The 15,642-nt window shown below is 68.1% G+C and carries 18 protein-coding genes; 7 read left to right on the top strand and 11 right to left on the bottom strand.

Features of this window, described 5'->3' with window-relative positions; all coding sequences use genetic code 11:
• Nucleotides 1–89: 89 nt before the first annotated feature.
• On the bottom strand, nt 90–1,418 hold the full coding sequence (locus FBZ88_RS20670) for an amidohydrolase (RefSeq protein WP_145619036.1): 1,329 nt from the start codon (nt 1,416–1,418) through the stop codon (nt 90–92).
• Between the two features lie 393 nt (nt 1,419–1,811).
• Between FBZ88_RS20670 and FBZ88_RS20675 the strand changes: the two genes are divergently transcribed.
• Together FBZ88_RS20675 and FBZ88_RS20680 are read left to right on the top strand one after the other, a co-directional pair.
• Nucleotides 1,812–2,111: a hypothetical protein gene (locus FBZ88_RS20675; protein ID WP_145619037.1), complete on the top strand. Its 300-nt coding sequence runs from the start codon at nt 1,812–1,814 to the stop codon at nt 2,109–2,111.
• Between the two features lie 332 nt (nt 2,112–2,443).
• Nucleotides 2,444–2,821, top strand: coding sequence for a hypothetical protein (locus FBZ88_RS20680; RefSeq protein WP_145619038.1), 378 nt, complete (start codon nt 2,444–2,446; stop codon nt 2,819–2,821).
• Between the two features lie 91 nt (nt 2,822–2,912).
• On the opposite strand, the gene FBZ88_RS20685 is transcribed toward FBZ88_RS20680, so the two are convergent.
• From FBZ88_RS20685 to FBZ88_RS20705, 5 genes are all read right to left on the bottom strand, one after another.
• Nucleotides 2,913–4,109 (bottom strand): FUSC family protein, encoded by a 1,197-nt coding sequence (locus FBZ88_RS20685; RefSeq protein ID WP_145619039.1) that lies wholly within the window; start codon nt 4,107–4,109, stop codon nt 2,913–2,915.
• Entirely contained in the window at nt 4,106–4,828 is a 723-nt protein-coding gene (locus tag FBZ88_RS20690) for a GNAT family N-acetyltransferase (protein WP_246138778.1), read from the bottom strand. The genes FBZ88_RS20685 and FBZ88_RS20690 overlap by 4 nt, the downstream gene beginning before the upstream one ends.
• Before the next feature lie 155 nt (nt 4,829–4,983).
• The gene (locus FBZ88_RS20695; RefSeq protein WP_145619040.1) at nt 4,984–5,622 is read right to left on the bottom strand and encodes a GNAT family N-acetyltransferase; all 639 of its coding nucleotides are present in this window, start codon (nt 5,620–5,622) and stop codon (nt 4,984–4,986) included.
• A gap of 8 nt (nt 5,623–5,630) precedes the next feature.
• A complete protein-coding gene (sseA, locus tag FBZ88_RS20700) occupies nt 5,631–6,497 on the bottom strand; it encodes a 3-mercaptopyruvate sulfurtransferase (RefSeq protein ID WP_145619041.1) in 867 nt (288 codons plus the stop codon).
• A gap of 14 nt (nt 6,498–6,511) precedes the next feature.
• Entirely contained in the window at nt 6,512–7,510 is a 999-nt protein-coding gene (locus FBZ88_RS20705; RefSeq protein ID WP_145619042.1) for a cysteine synthase A, read from the bottom strand.
• A gap of 276 nt (nt 7,511–7,786) precedes the next feature.
• On the opposite strand from FBZ88_RS20705, the gene FBZ88_RS20710 reads away from it, so the two are divergent.
• Complete coding sequence (locus tag FBZ88_RS20710; protein WP_145619043.1) at nt 7,787–8,878, top strand: glycoside hydrolase family 43 protein; 1,092 nt, start codon at nt 7,787–7,789, stop codon at nt 8,876–8,878.
• Nucleotides 8,879–8,921: 43 nt separating this feature from the next.
• Here the strand turns inward: FBZ88_RS20710 and FBZ88_RS20715 are convergent, their stop codons facing one another.
• Entirely contained in the window at nt 8,922–9,131 is a 210-nt protein-coding gene (locus tag FBZ88_RS20715; RefSeq protein WP_145619044.1) for a hypothetical protein, read from the bottom strand.
• Between the two features lie 152 nt (nt 9,132–9,283).
• Between FBZ88_RS20715 and FBZ88_RS20720 the strand changes: the two genes are divergently transcribed.
• The gene (locus FBZ88_RS20720; RefSeq protein ID WP_145619045.1) at nt 9,284–9,640 is read left to right on the top strand and encodes a hypothetical protein; all 357 of its coding nucleotides are present in this window, start codon (nt 9,284–9,286) and stop codon (nt 9,638–9,640) included.
• 4 nt (nt 9,641–9,644) lie between these two features.
• Here FBZ88_RS20720 and FBZ88_RS20725 read toward each other — a convergent pair whose 3' ends face one another.
• The 4 genes from FBZ88_RS20725 to FBZ88_RS30355 all read right to left on the bottom strand — a co-directional run bounded on the left by FBZ88_RS20725 (nt 9,645) and on the right by FBZ88_RS30355 (nt 12,499).
• Nucleotides 9,645–10,670 (bottom strand): alpha/beta hydrolase, encoded by a 1,026-nt coding sequence (locus FBZ88_RS20725; protein WP_186464521.1) that lies wholly within the window; start codon nt 10,668–10,670, stop codon nt 9,645–9,647.
• Nucleotides 10,671–10,690: 20 nt separating this feature from the next.
• Nucleotides 10,691–11,485, bottom strand: a complete 795-nt coding sequence (locus FBZ88_RS20730) for an SDR family NAD(P)-dependent oxidoreductase (protein WP_145619046.1) — start codon at nt 11,483–11,485, stop codon at nt 10,691–10,693.
• A 55-nt stretch (nt 11,486–11,540) separates the two neighbouring features.
• Nucleotides 11,541–12,266 carry an SDR family oxidoreductase gene (locus FBZ88_RS20735; RefSeq protein WP_145619047.1) on the bottom strand — a complete coding sequence of 242 codons (726 nt, stop codon included), beginning with the start codon at nt 12,264–12,266 and terminating at the stop codon, nt 11,541–11,543.
• 83 nt (nt 12,267–12,349) lie between these two features.
• Nucleotides 12,350–12,499, bottom strand: a complete 150-nt coding sequence (locus FBZ88_RS30355; RefSeq protein WP_186464522.1) for a hypothetical protein — start codon at nt 12,497–12,499, stop codon at nt 12,350–12,352.
• Between FBZ88_RS30355 and FBZ88_RS20740 the strand changes: the two genes are divergently transcribed.
• The 3 genes from FBZ88_RS20740 to FBZ88_RS20750 all read left to right on the top strand — a co-directional run bounded on the left by FBZ88_RS20740 (nt 12,498) and on the right by FBZ88_RS20750 (nt 15,638).
• Nucleotides 12,498–13,676, top strand: a complete 1,179-nt coding sequence (locus tag FBZ88_RS20740; RefSeq protein WP_145619048.1) for an MFS transporter — start codon at nt 12,498–12,500, stop codon at nt 13,674–13,676. The genes FBZ88_RS30355 and FBZ88_RS20740 overlap by 2 nt on opposite strands.
• Nucleotides 13,677–13,788: 112 nt before the next feature.
• Complete coding sequence (locus tag FBZ88_RS30360; RefSeq protein ID WP_186464523.1) at nt 13,789–14,295, top strand: SEL1-like repeat protein; 507 nt, start codon at nt 13,789–13,791, stop codon at nt 14,293–14,295.
• Between the two features lie 185 nt (nt 14,296–14,480).
• A complete protein-coding gene (locus tag FBZ88_RS20750) occupies nt 14,481–15,638 on the top strand; it encodes an efflux RND transporter periplasmic adaptor subunit (protein ID WP_246138779.1) in 1,158 nt (385 codons plus the stop codon).
• The last annotated feature ends 4 nt before the right edge of the window (nt 15,639–15,642 follow it).

Raw genomic sequence — 15,642 nt, forward strand, 5'->3', positions numbered from 1 at the left:
ATCGAAACGGAAACGGGCGGGCATCTTGGCACTGCCCTCGGCCCCAGGGAAGCGGCCCCGCCGCCGCGTCCCGTCATGTCTCCGTTGCGTTACAGCCCGTACAGGTAATCCACCGTCAGGTGGGCCAGGGTGCGGGCGCCGACGATCAGGCCGGACTCGTCCACGAAAAACTTGGGCGAGTGGTTGGACGCCGCCTTGGACAGGTCCGTCTCCGGCGGGGTGATGCCGACGAACAGGTACACGCCCGGCGCCTGCTGTTCGTAGAAGGAGAAGTCCTCCGATGGGGTGACCTTGTCGATCAGCTTCACATGGTCCTTGCCCGCCACCCGCTGTAGGGTGGGGACGATCTTGGCCGTGAGTTCGGGGTTGTTGATGGTGACGGGATAGCCCTTGATGATGTCCACATCGGCGGTGGCGCCGGCGGACTCGGCGATGCCGGCCACGGTGCGGCGCAGCCGCTTGTCGATGTCGGCGCGCATGCCCTCGTCGAAGGTGCGGATGGTACCGTTCAGGGTCACCGTGTCGGGGATGATGTTGTTGCGGTTGCCGCCGTGGATGCTGCCTACGCTCAGGATGGACGGCTCCTTGATCACCTCCATCTGCCGGCTTTCGATGGTCTGCATGCCCAGCACGATCTGCGAGGCGGTGACGATGGGGTCGACGCCGGTCCAGGGCAGGGCGCCGTGGCTCTGCTTGCCGTGCACGGTGATGACGAACTCATCCGCCGCCGCCATGAAGGGGCCGGGGCGATAGCCCACGTCGCCGGCATGCAGGGTGGAGATGACGTGCACGCCGAAGACGGCGTCGGGCTTGGGGTTCTCGAAGGCGCCTTCCTTCAGCATCTGCTCGGCACCGCCGACCTCGCCCTTGGGCAGGCCTTCCTCGGCGGGCTGGAAGATGAACTTCACCGTACCGGGCAGCTGATCCTTCATGCCGGCCAGCACTTCGGCCACGCCCATCAGCATGGCGACGTGGGTGTCGTGGCCGCAAGCGTGCATCACGCCCACCTCCTGGCCATTGTACTGGGTCTTCACCTTCGAGGCGAAGGGCACGTCCACCTGCTCCACCACCGGCAGGGCGTCCATGTCGGCGCGCAGGGCCACCACCGGGCCGGGCTTGCCGCCCCTCAGCACGGCCACCACGCCGGTCTTGGCGACGCCGGTGCGCACCTCCAGGCCTAAGCTCTTCAGGTGCTTGGCCACCAGGGCCGCCGTGCGCGTCTCCTGGTTGCCCAGCTCGGGATGCTCATGGATGTCGCGGCGCCAGGCGATGATCTTGGGCTGTTCCACCGCGGCGCGGGTGTCCACCGTGGCCTGCGCCGTTTCACGATCGCCGGCATGGGCCGGCAGGGCGGCGGCCATTAGGCCCCCCACACTCGTGCCCAGGGCCAACATCCAGCCGAAATGCCGCTTACCCATTGTCACCGCCCCTTCTTGTTTGCCTCCATCGCCTTGATCCGGCGCGGCCTTCTGACGGCAAGGGTACCTGTCCGCCCCGCGCGGGCCAGCCTGTGGCAGGTTTGTATTGACGCATGGCAGCTATGCGCAAGGCCAATTGACGGAGCGCACCCAAGACACTGATGCCGCGGGCAAGTGGTTCAGCCCTCTACCTTTTGCGTCCGTTGCCCTATGGCGAAGGCGTCTCTTCCCTGCCGTCGGCGTGGTTGACACCGGTAACAGTCAAAGGTAGCGTTATTACATAGCGCGACCACCATAACGTGAAATTAACGAAGCCGGCGACAGGCCGGACCGCACCGGGGCGGGTACGGGTCGAGAAGATACCAAGGCCTTGTTTTTTCAAGGAGGTGACCCATGATTGCGATGTCAAAATCCGTTGCTTGCGCCCTCTTCGCCCTGGCCGGCTTGACCGGTGGCACCATCACCAGCAGCGCCGCTTGGGCCGCAGATGCCGCCACCCCTTGCGGTCCGGCCCCCACCCTGTCGCTGAAGCGCTTGGACGCGCGGCCCGCGTCCATCAATGGCGACGCCTTCGTGGCCCAGGTGAACAGCTACGCCGCCAAGGCCAAGGCGCGCAGCGCCTGCTTGGCCAAGGTCGCCGTCACTAATGGCACGACCAGCCCGGCGATGGCCCCGGCGCCGTCCGGCGACTAGCCACCGCATCTCCTCCTGCACAGTTCATCAGCGAAGGCGGCCGGCCCCACCGGCCGCCTTTGTCGTTCTCCTCATGGCAGCTATGCATTCAGGGTCAATATACGGATCAGAAGAATAATTCGCTTTTGGGCCAAGGGGTTCGGGCAAAATGGTTCGGCAATGATAGCGTTATCAGCGGGCGGGCCATTGTTGACACCCCAACCCGACGATCGTACGGTTACCGCGACGCACAATAAATAATGTGCGTTTGCGAAATGGTAGTTTCGCTCATCAATCCGCGGGGGAGGGCGCGACCGTCAAGGGCACAACCTTTCGCCATCGGAGAGATCAACATGGCTTCCGTTTCCCGCGTTTTCGCCGCCCTGGTCCTGGGTGGTCTTGTCACCGCCGCCCTTCCCGCCTCCGCCCAGTCCCTGGGTGTCGAGCGCGCCTGCGGCAAGGCTCCCGTGGCTCCGGTGAACCACCTGTCCGCCACCGCCTCCGCTGCCGAGGTCAGTGCCGCCACGGCCGAGGTCCGCGCCTATGGCAAGGCCACTCAGGCCCGCCTGGCTTGCCTGGACAATCTCAGCGCCCGCAGCGTCATCGCCTGGACGCCCGACGGCCGCGCCGCCATCGCCAACAGCTATGACCGCACCATCCATGACCTGAAGGTCGTGGCCCGCGACTTCGCCACCCTGCCGGCCGAGCAGGTGGCGGACACCGCCCGCTGATCAAGTCCACCAGCGTCTCTCCGGTGCCGGGGCGGGATGGCGGCGTTTGGCCGTTCTCGCCCCACGCTGGCCCGCCTCACGCTGGGGACCCTTACCCTGGTGACGGGGTATCCTGCGGCGTCGCTGGCGGCTGGGTGGCCACAGGTTCCACACCGGCCAGCGCGGCGGCTCCCTCCGGTGTCTTGTCCTGGTGCCGGGGCGGGGGGATCATCTCCTCCGCCCGGGCATGCAGGTCCGTCAAATCCTGGCTCAGCTGCTCCAGCGCAAAGGACAGGGTGTAGATCTGTCCCGTCACGCCACGCGGCAGCTCCCGCAGCACACCCTCCGCCCGCAAGGTCTGCACCATGTCCAGATAGGCGTGGGTCGCGGCCTGCACCGGCTCGACGGGCGGTATCTGCCCTTGCCCGTGCAGCGCCGAAGGCGCGCGCATGGCCATGGCGGCGTGGCGCAGGAACAGGACGCCCTGCCGGCGCACCTCCGCCTGCGGACCTCCCAGCCGCTGGGCGGCGGCCACGCCCGAGGGTGCGCGGCTGCTGGTGGCGCGGCCCACCATCACCAGGTCATGGCGCACGCGCGTCAGGGTGCGCACCAGGGGGGCCGGGTCGCGCTGATCGCCCAGCCAGGTGCGGCGTTCCCGCTGCGCCTCTTCCGCCGCGGTATCCAGGGGGCGCAGCGCCGCCCACAGCTGGGCATGGCGCTTGGACAGCCCCTGGCGCACATCATCGGCCAAGTCCGGGTCCAGCAGCACGTCCAGCATGTCGGCGCACAGGTCGGCCACCCGCGCGGCGGTGGCCAGCACCACGCCATGGGCCCGGGCGGGAAACACGAACAGGGCCACGGCCAGGCCGATGACGTTGCCGATGACGATCTCGAACACCCGGTCCAGCGCCAGCATGAAGGACGATTGCGTCCCCCCGCCGGAGGTCAGCAGGACGATGACGGCGGTGACCGGGGCCAGCTTGCACACGGGATAGCGGGCGGCCAGCCAAGCCAGGGGCGCCAGCGCCACGGCCAGGGTCAGGCACAGGTGCAGCAGCGTGTCGTGCAGGCCGAAGGTGGCGACCAGGGCACCCCATGCGGCCCCGGATAGGGTACCGGCGAACCGATCCAGCGCCGCCTTCAGTGAGCCGCCGATGCTGGCCTGCATGACCATGATGGCGGTGATGACGGCCCAGTAGCCCTGGGGCAGGTTGAACAGGCGGGCCATGGCCAGCGCCGCCGTGCCGGCGACGGTGACGCGGAAGGCCAATCGCACCTCAGGTGCACGCAAAGCCGCCAGCAGGCTCATGGGCTGCCAGCCGTGGGGCGGAAGGCCATGGGCCGGCGGGACGGGTCACCGGCTTGCGGCGGCGCGCCGTCGGGCGTGGCCGGGGCATGGGGCGGGGCGGGGGGTGCCGGCCGCGCCAGCGGAATGTGGGGCGCGGCACCCAGGGGCAGGACGCCCGCGCGCCGGGGATCGTCGACGAACTTGCGTTCCTGGCGCAGGCGGCGGAAGCCGGCGCGCTGGTACAGGGGCAATGCCGAGGGATGGTCGAAACTGCAGGTGTTGATGGTCAGGCGGCGGACGCGCGGGCGTTCCCATACCCGGCGCACCGCCCAGTCCAGCAGCCAGCCCCCCAGGCCCCGGCCGATGGCCCAGGGCATCAGGCCCAGATAGTCGATGGCGACCGTGCCATCGGCTGGCAACAGGCGCCAATCCAGTTCCACAAAGCCGGCGGGCATGCCGTCGACATGGATCACATGCACCTCCACCTGCGGGTCGGCCAGCATCCGGGCCAGTTCACCCTGGTCCATGCGCCGCCGGATTTCCCACAGCCATGGCTCGCCGATCGTGTCGTAGAGGAAGCGATAATAGGCCAGGGTGCAGTGCCGGGCCAAGACCGGACCGTGCACCCCTTCCGGCATGGGCCGTTCCGGCGTCTCAGGCCGCTTGGCCATTTCCATGAAGGTGACCAGCACCGGCAGCTTGCCGGCCGGCGCCTCTGCCGTCGTCACCATGGTCGTCATCGCCCCGTCCCCCTGCCTGGTGGTGGGGCGGCTCCTGTGCAGGAGTGCGCGCAGACCTGCACGCGTTGCGCCCCTTCAGGGATGGCACGTCGGACGATCCTGCAACCTTGCGGGTCTTGGGATGCGGCAAATGGCGCAGGCTTGGGGGCGGGGGCTTAAGGCCGGCGCGCCAGGGGAATGTGCGGGGCGGCCGACAGCGGCAGCAGGCCGGTCAGGCGCGGGTCGTCCACCAGCTTGTCCTCCGTCCGCAGGATCTTGAAGCCCACCCGCTGGTACAGGCCCAGGGCCGACGGGTGGTCGAAGGTGCAGGTGTTGACGGTCAGCCGCCGCACCGACGGCTTGGTCCAGGCCAGGCGAACGCCCCAGTCCAGCAGCCAGGGGCCGATGCCCCGGCCAATGGCCCAGGGCATCAGGCCGAAATAGGCCACGTCCATAGCGCCGTCGCTGGCCAGCTTTTCCGCGTCCAACTCGATATAGCCGGCGGGCACGCCCTGGACGGAGACGACATGCACCTCCACCGCCGGATCGGCCAGGATTTCGGCCAGGCGCTCCGGCGCCATGCGGCGGCGGTACTCCCAAAGCCAGGGCTCCCCCACCGTGTCGTAGAGGAAGCGGTAATAGGCGGGCGGGCAGTTCCGGGCATGCACCGGGCCGTCCACGCTCCCACCGGCCACGTCCTCGGGCCTCATCCGCGCCGGGCCGGCCGGCGGCTCCGCCATTTCCAGGTAGGTCACGGTGACGGGCAGCTTGCCAGCCGGCAAGTCGGCGGGCAGCGTCCAGGTCTCGGGCTTCATGGACGGCCTCAGGCCGGGCCGGTGGCGACGGGCAGGTCCGCCCGGCCGCCCCATTCCGTCCACGACCCGTCGTAGATGGCGACGTCGGGCTGGCCGATCTCATACAGCGCCAAGGCCAGGATGGCGGCGGTCAGGCCGCTGCCGCAACTGGTGACCAGCGGGCGGTTGATGTCCACGCCCGCGTCCTGGAAGCGTGCCGCCAGCTCATCCGGTGGCCGCAGGCGACCGCCCGCGATCAGATCGTTGAAGGGCACGTTGCGGCTGCCGGGGATGTGGCCGCCGCGCAAGCCGGCGCGCGGCTCCGGCGCCGTCGCCTCGAACCGGCCTTGCGAGCGGGCGTCCACCACCTGCTCCACCTTGCGGTCCACGTTTTCGCGGACGGCGTCGGCATCGCGCACCAGGGCGGGGTTCAGGCGGGCGGCAATCGGCTCTCCCGCCGGTTTGGGTTGGGCGGGGCCAGCCTCCACCGGCCGGCCTTCCGCCAGCCATTTGGGCAGGCCGCCGTCCAGGACATGGACCTTGTCGTGACCGAACACGCGGAAGGTCCACCATACCCGGGCCGCGCTGAACAGGTCGTAGACGTCGTAGACGATGACGGTGCTGTCGCGGCCGATGCCCAGGTCGGCCACGGCCTGGGCGAACACCTCAGACGTGGGCAGCATGTGGGGCAGGGGGATGGTCTTGTCGGCGATGCCGTCGATGTCGAAGAAGACGGCGCCGGGGATATGCTGGGCCGCGAACTCGGCCTTGGCCTCACGCGGCACGGCCGGCATGTGATAGCTGGCGTCCACCACCCGGATGTCCGGGTCATTCAGGTGCTGGGCCAGCCAGTCGGTGGTGACGAGCGCGCTCTGGGTTGCGGGGTCGAGGGCCATGGCCTGGGGCCTCCTTAAAGCCAGCCGGGAACGGGCAGGTTCCGTTCCCGCAGGAACTCCGGGTTGAACAGCTTGGACTGATAACGGGTGCCGAAGTCGCACAGCACCGTCACCACCGTGTGGCCGGGGCCGAGGTCGCGGGCGACGCGGATGGCGGCGGCGACGTTGATGCCGCTGGACCCGCCCACGACCAGGCCTTGCGTCTTCACCAGGTCGAAGATGATGGGCAGGGCTTCCTCATCGGGGATCTGCACGGCGTCGTCGATGGGCGCGTCCAGCAGGTTGGCGGTGACGCGGCCCTGGCCGATGCCCTCGGTGATGGAGGTGCCGGAGGACGCCAGCTCCCCCGTCTTTTTCCAGCTGTACAGCACGCTGCCCAGCGGGTCGGCCATCACGATGCGGACGTTGGGGTTGCGGTCCTTCAGGGCCAGGGCAACGCCGGCCAGCGTGCCGCCGGTGCCCACGGCGCAGGTGAAGGCGTCAACCTTGCCGCCGGTCTGTTCCCAGATTTCCACGCCGGTGGTGGCGCGGTGGCCCTCGCGGTTGGCCAGATTGTCGAACTGGTTGGCCCAGATGGCGCCGTTGGGCTCCGTCGCCGCCAGTTCCTCCGCGATGCGGCGGCTGACATGGACGTAGTTGCCGGGATCCTTGTAGGGCACGGCCGGCACCAGGCGCAGGTCGGCGCCGATCAGGCGCAGCATGTCCTTCTTTTCCTGGCTCTGCGTCTCGGGCATGACGATGACGGTCTTGAAGCCCCAGGCGTTGCCCACCAGGGCCAGGCCGATGCCGGTGTTGCCGGCGGTGCCCTCGACGATGGTGCCGCCGGGTTTCAGGGTGCCGCGCTTGATGGCGTCCTGGATGATGGCCAGGGCCGCGCGGTCCTTGACCGACCCGCCGGGGTTCAGGAACTCGGCCTTGGCCAGGATGTCACAGCCCGTCGCCTTGGAGGCCGCTTCCAGCCGGACCAAGGGGGTATGGCCGATCGTTCCGATGAAACCGTCGCGTATGTCCAAGGCCGTCTTCCGTCATGTCTAGGTGCGGGCGCCGCCAAGGCGGCCCCGATGGGATGTGCAAAGACTAGTGAGCCCGCGCGCGCCCTTCAAGCGCGGCCCCCGCATATTGGCGTTGAGCGACGGGGAAACCACACAGCCAATGCTGGCAAATCAGGCCTGCGGCCAGCGGGTCACGCCCGCGCGGATGTCCTTGTGTTCCGCCAATGGTAGCGGTAACTTTCCGGCCTTGCCGCCCCACCGCAAGGATATGGGGCCATAAAAATATCGGGAGGACACATGCGTCGCTTGTTCGGTTTCACCCTGCCTGTCGTGGGCGCGCTCATGGCGGCCGGGGCCGCCACGGCCCAGGACAAGCCCGCCGATCAGAATCCGGTGGCGCTCAACGGCAAGCATTTCCTGTCGCAGCCGCTGGTGACCGAGATTTACACGGCCGACCCCTCGGCCCATGTATTCGACGGCAAAATCTACGTCTATCCCAGCCACGACATCGATGCCGGCATTCCCGACGACGACCTGGGCAGCCAATACGCCATGCGCGACTATCGCGTCCTGTCCATGGACGCGATCGGCGGCAAGGTGACCATCGGCGGCGTGGCGCTGTCGGTGGAGCAGGTCCCTTGGGCCAAGGAATTCATGTGGGCCCCGGATGCCGCGTACAAGAACGGCACCTATTACCTCTATTTCCCCGCCAAGGATAAGAAGGGCGTCTTCCACATCGGTGTCGCCACCAGCGATAAGCCCGTGGGCCCCTTCAAGGCGGAGGCGAAGCCCATCCCCGGCAGCTTCTCCATTGATCCGGCCGTGTTCACCGACGCGGACGGCAGCAGCTACATGTATTTCGGCGGCATCTGGGGCGGCCAGCTGCAGAAGTGGGCCAAGGGCCATTATGACGCCGGCGTCGGCGACACCGACCTGAAGCAGGACGACAAGCCCGCGCTCAGCGCCAAGGTCGCCAAGCTGTCGCCGGACATGAAGACCTTCGCGGAAAAGCCGCGCGACGTCGTCATCCTGGGCCAGGACGGCAAGCCCTTGCTGGGCGGCGACCATGAGCGGCGCTTCTTCGAGGCGTCGTGGATGTACAAGCGCGGCGGCACCTACTACTTCACCTATTCCACCGGCGACACCCACTTCCTGGCCTACGCCACCGGCGACAACCCCTATGGCCCCTTTAAGTACCAGGGCCATTTCCTGCTGCCGGTGCAGGGTTGGACCACCCATCACTCCATCGTCGATTGGGGCGGCAAGACCTGGCTGTTCTATGCCGATAACCAGCTGAGCGGCAAAAACCACCTGCGCAACGTCAAGGTGACCGAGCTGCACTTCAACGCCGACGGCTCGATCCAGACCGTCGATCCGTTTGTGCCGTGATGGGCGTGGGGAGGGCGGGTATGCGCCTGGCCTCCCCCTCATGTCAGCGCGATGGTTCCGTAGGGCTATCGCCAGCGGTAGGTTTTTCATCCCCAGCGCCATCCAGAAAAGCCAGGAAGGCATCGCGTGAACCGTCGGTAGCTCGGTCGCGGAAAAATGCCTCCGTTTCCAAGGCGGACAGGTTCTTGGTGAGACGGTTCGCAATCAATTTTGGCCAAGATCGAGGCCGCAGGGAATACTTGGTCTTGCCCATGAAGCTCTCCAAAGTTGGCCTTAAACCATATACGCGGATACTGGCGTGACCGCCCGCCGCAAATGGGCATTGGCTTATCCTCATTTGCATCGCCGGCTTGAGGGCATGGTATAAGGGGCGCACACGACATCCGCAGCTGAAAGCCTGGTCCCATGGCCGTCCGCCGTTCCGAGATTTGCTACACCTGCCGCCACTGGCTGGGTGGCGGCGTGCGGGAGCGGGGCCCCAAGGGACAGTGCCGGCGCTATCCGCCGGTGGTGACCGACCGGGCGCCAGCCGGCGTCTTCCCCACCACCCTGTCCACCGACTGGTGCGGGGAATGGCTGCGCAACGCCGGCGTCAAGCCGGAGAGCGACCCCGGCCCGGACACGGATGAGGACGTGATGGTGGATGACCGCCCGCTGGCCGCCGTGCGCGCGGACGCGGCGGCGGCAAAGCAGGCCGGCGCCCGCCCGGGCAAGCAACCCGCCCCGCCGCCGGATGAGGGCAACCTCTACGACGACCTCTAAGGCGTCAGCGGTCCAGGAATCCCAGCGCCGCCTTGTTGAACGCGTCCGGCCGTTCGACGTGCACCAAATGGCCCACGCCCTCGAACACCACCACCTGGGCGTTGGGCATGGACGCGGCGATGGTCTTGGCGTTGTCGGCGTTGCGGCCCATGCCGGCGCCCAGTTCCTTGGTGGTGTAGGGCTTGCCCGGCGCGTTGTGGTCGGCCGACCCCATGATGAACAGGGTGGGTGTGGCGATCAGCGGGTATTCATGCACCACCGGCTGGTCGTGGATCATCTGATAGGACTTGATGAAGGACTTCACCCAGCGCGGATACTCGCCGCTGGCCTTCAGCCGCTCACGCAAGCTGACGAAGGGCTCGATCTCCGCCACCGGGCCGGAGAGGGAATAGGTTTTCTTCAGGAAGTCGCGGTAGGCGTCCGCTGTCAGGCCGTATTCACGGTCGTAAAGGAAGGCGTCGCTGACTGGTGGCACGGTCAGGCGGTAATCCTCCAGCCCCACCGGCGCCTCCAGCACCAGGCGGCGCACCCGCTCCGGATAGGTGCGGGTGAAGCGGGCGGCCAGCATGCCACCGATGGAATGGCCCACCAGATCCACCTGCTTGATGCCCAGACTGTCCAGCAGGGCGGCGCTGTTGGCGGCGAAGAAATCGAAGCTGTAGGGCAGGTCGGGCTTGGACGATTTGCCGAAGCCGATCTGGTCGGTGGCGATGACGCGATAGCCGTCAGCGGCGAAGGCGCGGATGACCGTGTCCCAATAGCTGGCGGGGAAGTTGCGGCCATGGAACAGCAGGGCCACGCGGCCATTCGGTTTGCCGGTGGGCGCCACGTCCATATAGGCTTGGCGCAGCGTCTGCCCCTCGGCCACGAACTCGAAATAACTGACGGGGAAGGGATAGGGCCATCCCTCCAGCGCGATGCCGATGGGCTCCGCCGCCGCCGGGGCGACGGTGGAGGCCCCCGCCGTGGTGGAGACAGCGGGGCTGGCGGCTAGGGCGGCCGCCAGGATCAGGGGAATAAAGCGCCGCATGAGGGATGGCCCTTCCGGTATCAGGCGATGAAGTCGACCACGCCGCCGTCCACGCGCAGGGCGGCACCATTGGTGGCCGACGCCTGGGGGGAGCAGGCGTAGACGACCATGTTCGCCACTTCCTCCACCGTCGCCGTGCGCTGGATCAGCGAGGTCGGGCGGAAGGCGCGGACGAAATCGGCGCCGACCTCCTCGATCGGCTTGCCGGTCTTGGCCACTTGGTCCTTCAGCATGGCTTCCACCCCTTCCGACAGGGTGGGGCCGGGCAGGACGGCGTTGACGGTGACCTTGCTGCCGCGCGTCAGCTTGGCCAGGCCGCGCGACACCGCCAGCTGGGCCGTCTTGCTGAAGCCGTAGTGGATCATTTCCACCGGGATGTTCAGCCCGGATTCGGAGGAGATGAAGATGACGCGGCCGCGGTTGCGCTCCAGCATGCCCTTGAGGTAGCTGCGGGACAGGCGCACGCCCGACAGGACGTTGACGTCGAACATGCGGGTCCAGTCCTCATCCGGCGTCTCGAAGAAGTCCTTGGGCTCGAAGATGCCGGCGTTGTTCACCAGGATGTCGGCCTGGGGCACGGCCTCCACCAGGGCGGCGGCGCCCTCGGCCGTGCTGACGTCGGCGGCCACGCCGCGCGCGTCGGCGCCCGGCACCAGCTCATTCAGCTTGGCCACGGCGGCGGTGACGGTGGCCTGGCTGCGGCCGTTCAGGATGACGGATGCGCCGGCCTGGGCCAGGCCCAGCGCGATGGCGAAGCCGATGCCGGCGGTGGAACCGGTGACGATGGCCGTCTGGCCCTTCAAGTCGATCTGCATGGTTCTGCTCTCTTTGTCAGGGAAAGGGGCTGTCAGGGGAAAAGGGGGCGTTGGGTCAGACCAGGGCGCCGCCGCCGTCCACATAGGTAACGCTGCCGGTCAGGTAGGGATTGACCATTCCTGAGATAATTTGAACGGCGAGGTGTTCGCCTTGGCCGGCGACGCCGGCGGGCAGTCCTTTGGCGACGCTGGCCAGGCGGGCGGCCTTTTCCTCCGCCGGGGCGTGACCCCACAGCGGAGTGTCGACGAAGCCGGGGGAGACGGCGTTGACCCGCACCGGCGCCAACTCCAGGGCCAAGCCCTTGGCCAGCGCCTCCAGCCCCGCATTGATGGCGGCCTGCAGGGCGGCACCTTTCTTCGGGCGTATGGCGAGATAGCCGGTGACGAAGGTCAGCGAGCCGCCGGGGTTGATGGCGTCCGCCACCGTGGCGGCGCGCGCCACGCGGTAGGCGCCCCAGAACTTGGAATTCAACGAGGCGTAGGCGTCGGCCAGCGGCATCTCCGCCACCGTGCCCCGGCTGGTGCTGGAGGCGGTGACGACGACATGGTCGTAGGTCTTGCCCCTCTGGAAGAAGCCGGCGACGGCGGCGTCATCCAGCGTGTCCAGCGTGCGGCCCTGGGCCTGGTGGCCGATGATCTCCACCGCCGCCGCCACCTTTTCCGCATTGCGGGAGGCGATGGCGACCCGGGCACCCAGCCTGGCGGCGGCGACCGCCGTGGCCAAGCCTATGCCCGAGGAACCGCCAATGACCAGCACGTCCTTATTCGTAAGGTCGAACATTTGCAGGCGTCCTTTTGCCAATGTTTGCATGACCTTTGATGTAGCACCGGCCCGGGGTGGCAAGAATGGGCGCCGTTGCCAAATCACTCTTTCCGAAACGTGAAGAGTGCTTCCGCGACTGTCCCGTTTTTCGCGGGCGCGAGAAAGGCGAGGGTGGGTACGACACGAAACAGATAGGCCGCCGACGGGATTTTTCCCCTGCGGCCTTTCATAAGGCCGGAGTGCTTTTCCATGCCGCTTCCCCTCTTCGCCCTGGCCGCCGCAGCCTTCGCCATCGGCACCACGGAATTCGTCATCATGGGTCTGCTGCCCGACGTGGCGGTGGACCTGGGCGTCTCCATCCCCATGGCGGGCCTGCTCATCTCCGGCTACGCCCTGGGCGTGGTGGTGGGCGCCCCCATCCTGACCCTGACCACGGGCCGGCTGCCGCGAAAGACGCTGCTGGTCGGCCTCATGGCCCTGTTCATCGTGGGCAACGCCCTGGCGGCCGTTTCCACCGGCTACACCATGCTGATGGTGGCGCGCATCGTCGCCAGCTTCACCCACGGGTCCTTCTTCGGCATCGGCTCCGTCGTCGCGGCCAGCCTGGTGCCGGCGGACCGGCGGGCCAGCGCCATCGCCCTGATGTTCACCGGCCTGACGCTGGCCAACATCCTGGGCGTGCCCCTGGGCACCCTGGTTGGCCAGCATTTCGGCTGGCGCGCCACCTTCTGGGCCGTGGCCGGGTTGGGCCTGGTGGCGGCGCTGGCGGTGGCGGCGCTGGTGCCGCCGGTTGCCGCCTCGGAACAGGGCAGCCTGGGGCGGGAGGTCGCGGTGCTGAAGCGGCCGGCCGTGCTGGTGGCCCTGGCCACCACGGTGCTGGGTTTCGGCGGCGTGTTCGTCGTCTTCACCTACATCACCCCCATCCTGGAACACGCGGCGGGATTATCCCCCACCGGCGTCACCAGCGCCCTGCTGGTCTTCGGCCTGGGCCTGACCCTGGGCAACGTCCTAGGTGGCAAGTTGGCGGACCGGGCGCTGATGCCCGCCCTGGTGGGCGTGCTGGCGCTGCTGGGCCTGATTCTCGCCGGCTTCTCCCTCACCATGCACAACCCCGCAGCATCCATCGCCACCCTGTTCGTCTGGGGCATGGCCGCCTTCGCCACGGTGCCGCCCCTGCAGATGCGGGTGCTGGAAAAGGCCAGCGACGCCCCCAACCTGGCGGCCTCCCTCAACATCGGCGCCTTCAACCTGGGCAACGCCGGCGGCGCCTTCCTGGGTGGCCTGGTGATCGACGGCGGCCTGGGCTATGAGGCGGTGGCCTATGCCGGGGCTGCCGTGGCGGCCGGCGGCCTGCTGCTGGCCCTGCTGGGGTGGGTCCAGGACCGGCGGGCGGCGACCAGCCTGAAGGTGGCAGAGGTATCTTGCTGAGCCACCCCCTGCGCCGCCCCGCTCGACGCCGGCCCCACCCAGGGCCGGCGTTCGTGTTTGGCGGCCATGGATGCTAGAATGCCTTCGTAGGGGACGGCGTGGGACCGGGGGCATGAGAAGCAAGGTGCGGCATTGGGTGCGGATGGCGCCGGCTGTGGTGCTGGCGATGGGGCTGGCGGCGTGTGGCGGGGCGCCGCAGGGGGATCCCTTGCTGACGATGGCCTGCCCGGCGGCGGGCGGGACGGTGACCCCCTCCAAAGCCTACGACGGCCTGGACGCCCGCGCGCTGGAGGCCAAGGCCGACCATGGCGACCTGGCGGCCGCCCGGGTCCTGGGGGAACGCTACCGTGCCGGCATCGATGTGGCCGTAGACCCGGTGAAGGCCCTGGCCTGGACCCGCAAGGCGGCGGTGGTGGAGCACACCACGACCCAGTTCATCATGGCGCCCGCCGTGGGCAAGCAACCCGGCTACACCGTGCCCGTCAACCAAACTTCGCTGTCGGCTGGTGACCCCTTGGCCTTGATCGAGTTGGGGGTGCTGTACGCGCAAGGCCAAGGCGTGCCGCGCAGCGATAAGATTGCCGCCGCGCTGACGCTCTGCGGCCGCCGGGGCATCTAATGCCCTGGCAGGGGACCTCAACCATAAGGCCTGGATCGACCGTCCACGCATTCTCCACAAAACTCGGATAACCCATCCCGGAATTATCGGCCACTTTGCTATCTTGCTTCGGTTCCCGGGGAGCGTGTAGCAACCGCGGGTAGTGAGCGCCCAAGGCCGCCGTAACCGTCAGGATGACGCCCGAGATGTTGAAGCGATTGAGTTTTCCGGCCCTCGCGGGCGCTGCCCTGCTGGCCCTGACGGCGTGCGAGAAGAAGCAGGAGCAGGCGGCCCCGCCGCCCCAACAGGTGGGCTACGTCGTCCTGCACACCCAGACGGTGCCGCTGCGCGCGGAGCTGGCCGGCCGCACCAGTGCCTATCGCGTCTCCGACGTGAGGCCGCAGGTGGCCGGCATCATCCAGAAGCGCCTGTTCGAGGAAGGCGCCATGGTCCAGGCGGGCCAGCTGCTGTACCAGATCGACCCGGCGCCCTATGAGGCCGCCTACGAGCAGGCCCAGGGCACCCTGGCCAATGCCGAGGCCAACCTAATCAGCCTGAAATCCAAGGCCGAGCGCTATGGCGAGCTGGTGAAGGTCGAGGGTGTCAGCAAGCAGGATTACGACGATGCCCGTGCCGCCTACCAGCAGGGCCAGGCCACCATCATCGCCGACAAGGCGGCGGTGAGGGCCGCCAAGGTCAACCTGGACTACACCCGCATCACCGCCCCCATCAGCGGCCGCATCGGCCGGTCCAGCATCACCGAGGGTGCCCTGGTGACAGCCGACCAGACGACGGCGCTGGCCACCATCACCCAGCTGGACCCCATCTACGTTGATATCACCCAGTCCAGCATGGAGATGACGTCGCTGAAGCGGCGCCTGGTGTCCGGTGGGCTGGGCAAGGCCGACGCGCAGGTGACCCTGAAGCTGGAGGACGGCACCGCCTACGCCACGCCCGGCACGCTGAAGTTCGCCGAGGTGTCGGTGGACCAGGAATCCGGTGCCGTAACCCTGCGCGCCATGTTCCCCAACCCGCAGGAGATGCTGCTGCCCGGCATGTACGTCCGCACGATGGTGGAGCAGGGCGTGATGTCCGACGCCATCCTGGCGCCGCAGCAGGGCGTGTCGCGCAATCCCAAGAGCGAGCCCATCGCCCTGGTGGTGACGGCCGACAACAAGGTGGAGCAGCGGCCGCTGACCGTGGACCGCACGGTGGGTGACAAGTGGCTGGTGACCAGCGGCCTGAAGGACGGCGACCGCCTGATCGTCGAGGGCTCGCTGAAGGTCAAGGCCGGCCAGACGGTGACGCCGGTGGAGGTCGACCTGTCGGCCAAGCCCGCGGCCACTCCTGCCGGCGGGAAATAAGCCG

The organism is Nitrospirillum bahiense (assembly GCF_007828025.1).
GTDB lineage: Bacteria > Pseudomonadota > Alphaproteobacteria > Azospirillales > Azospirillaceae > Nitrospirillum > Nitrospirillum amazonense.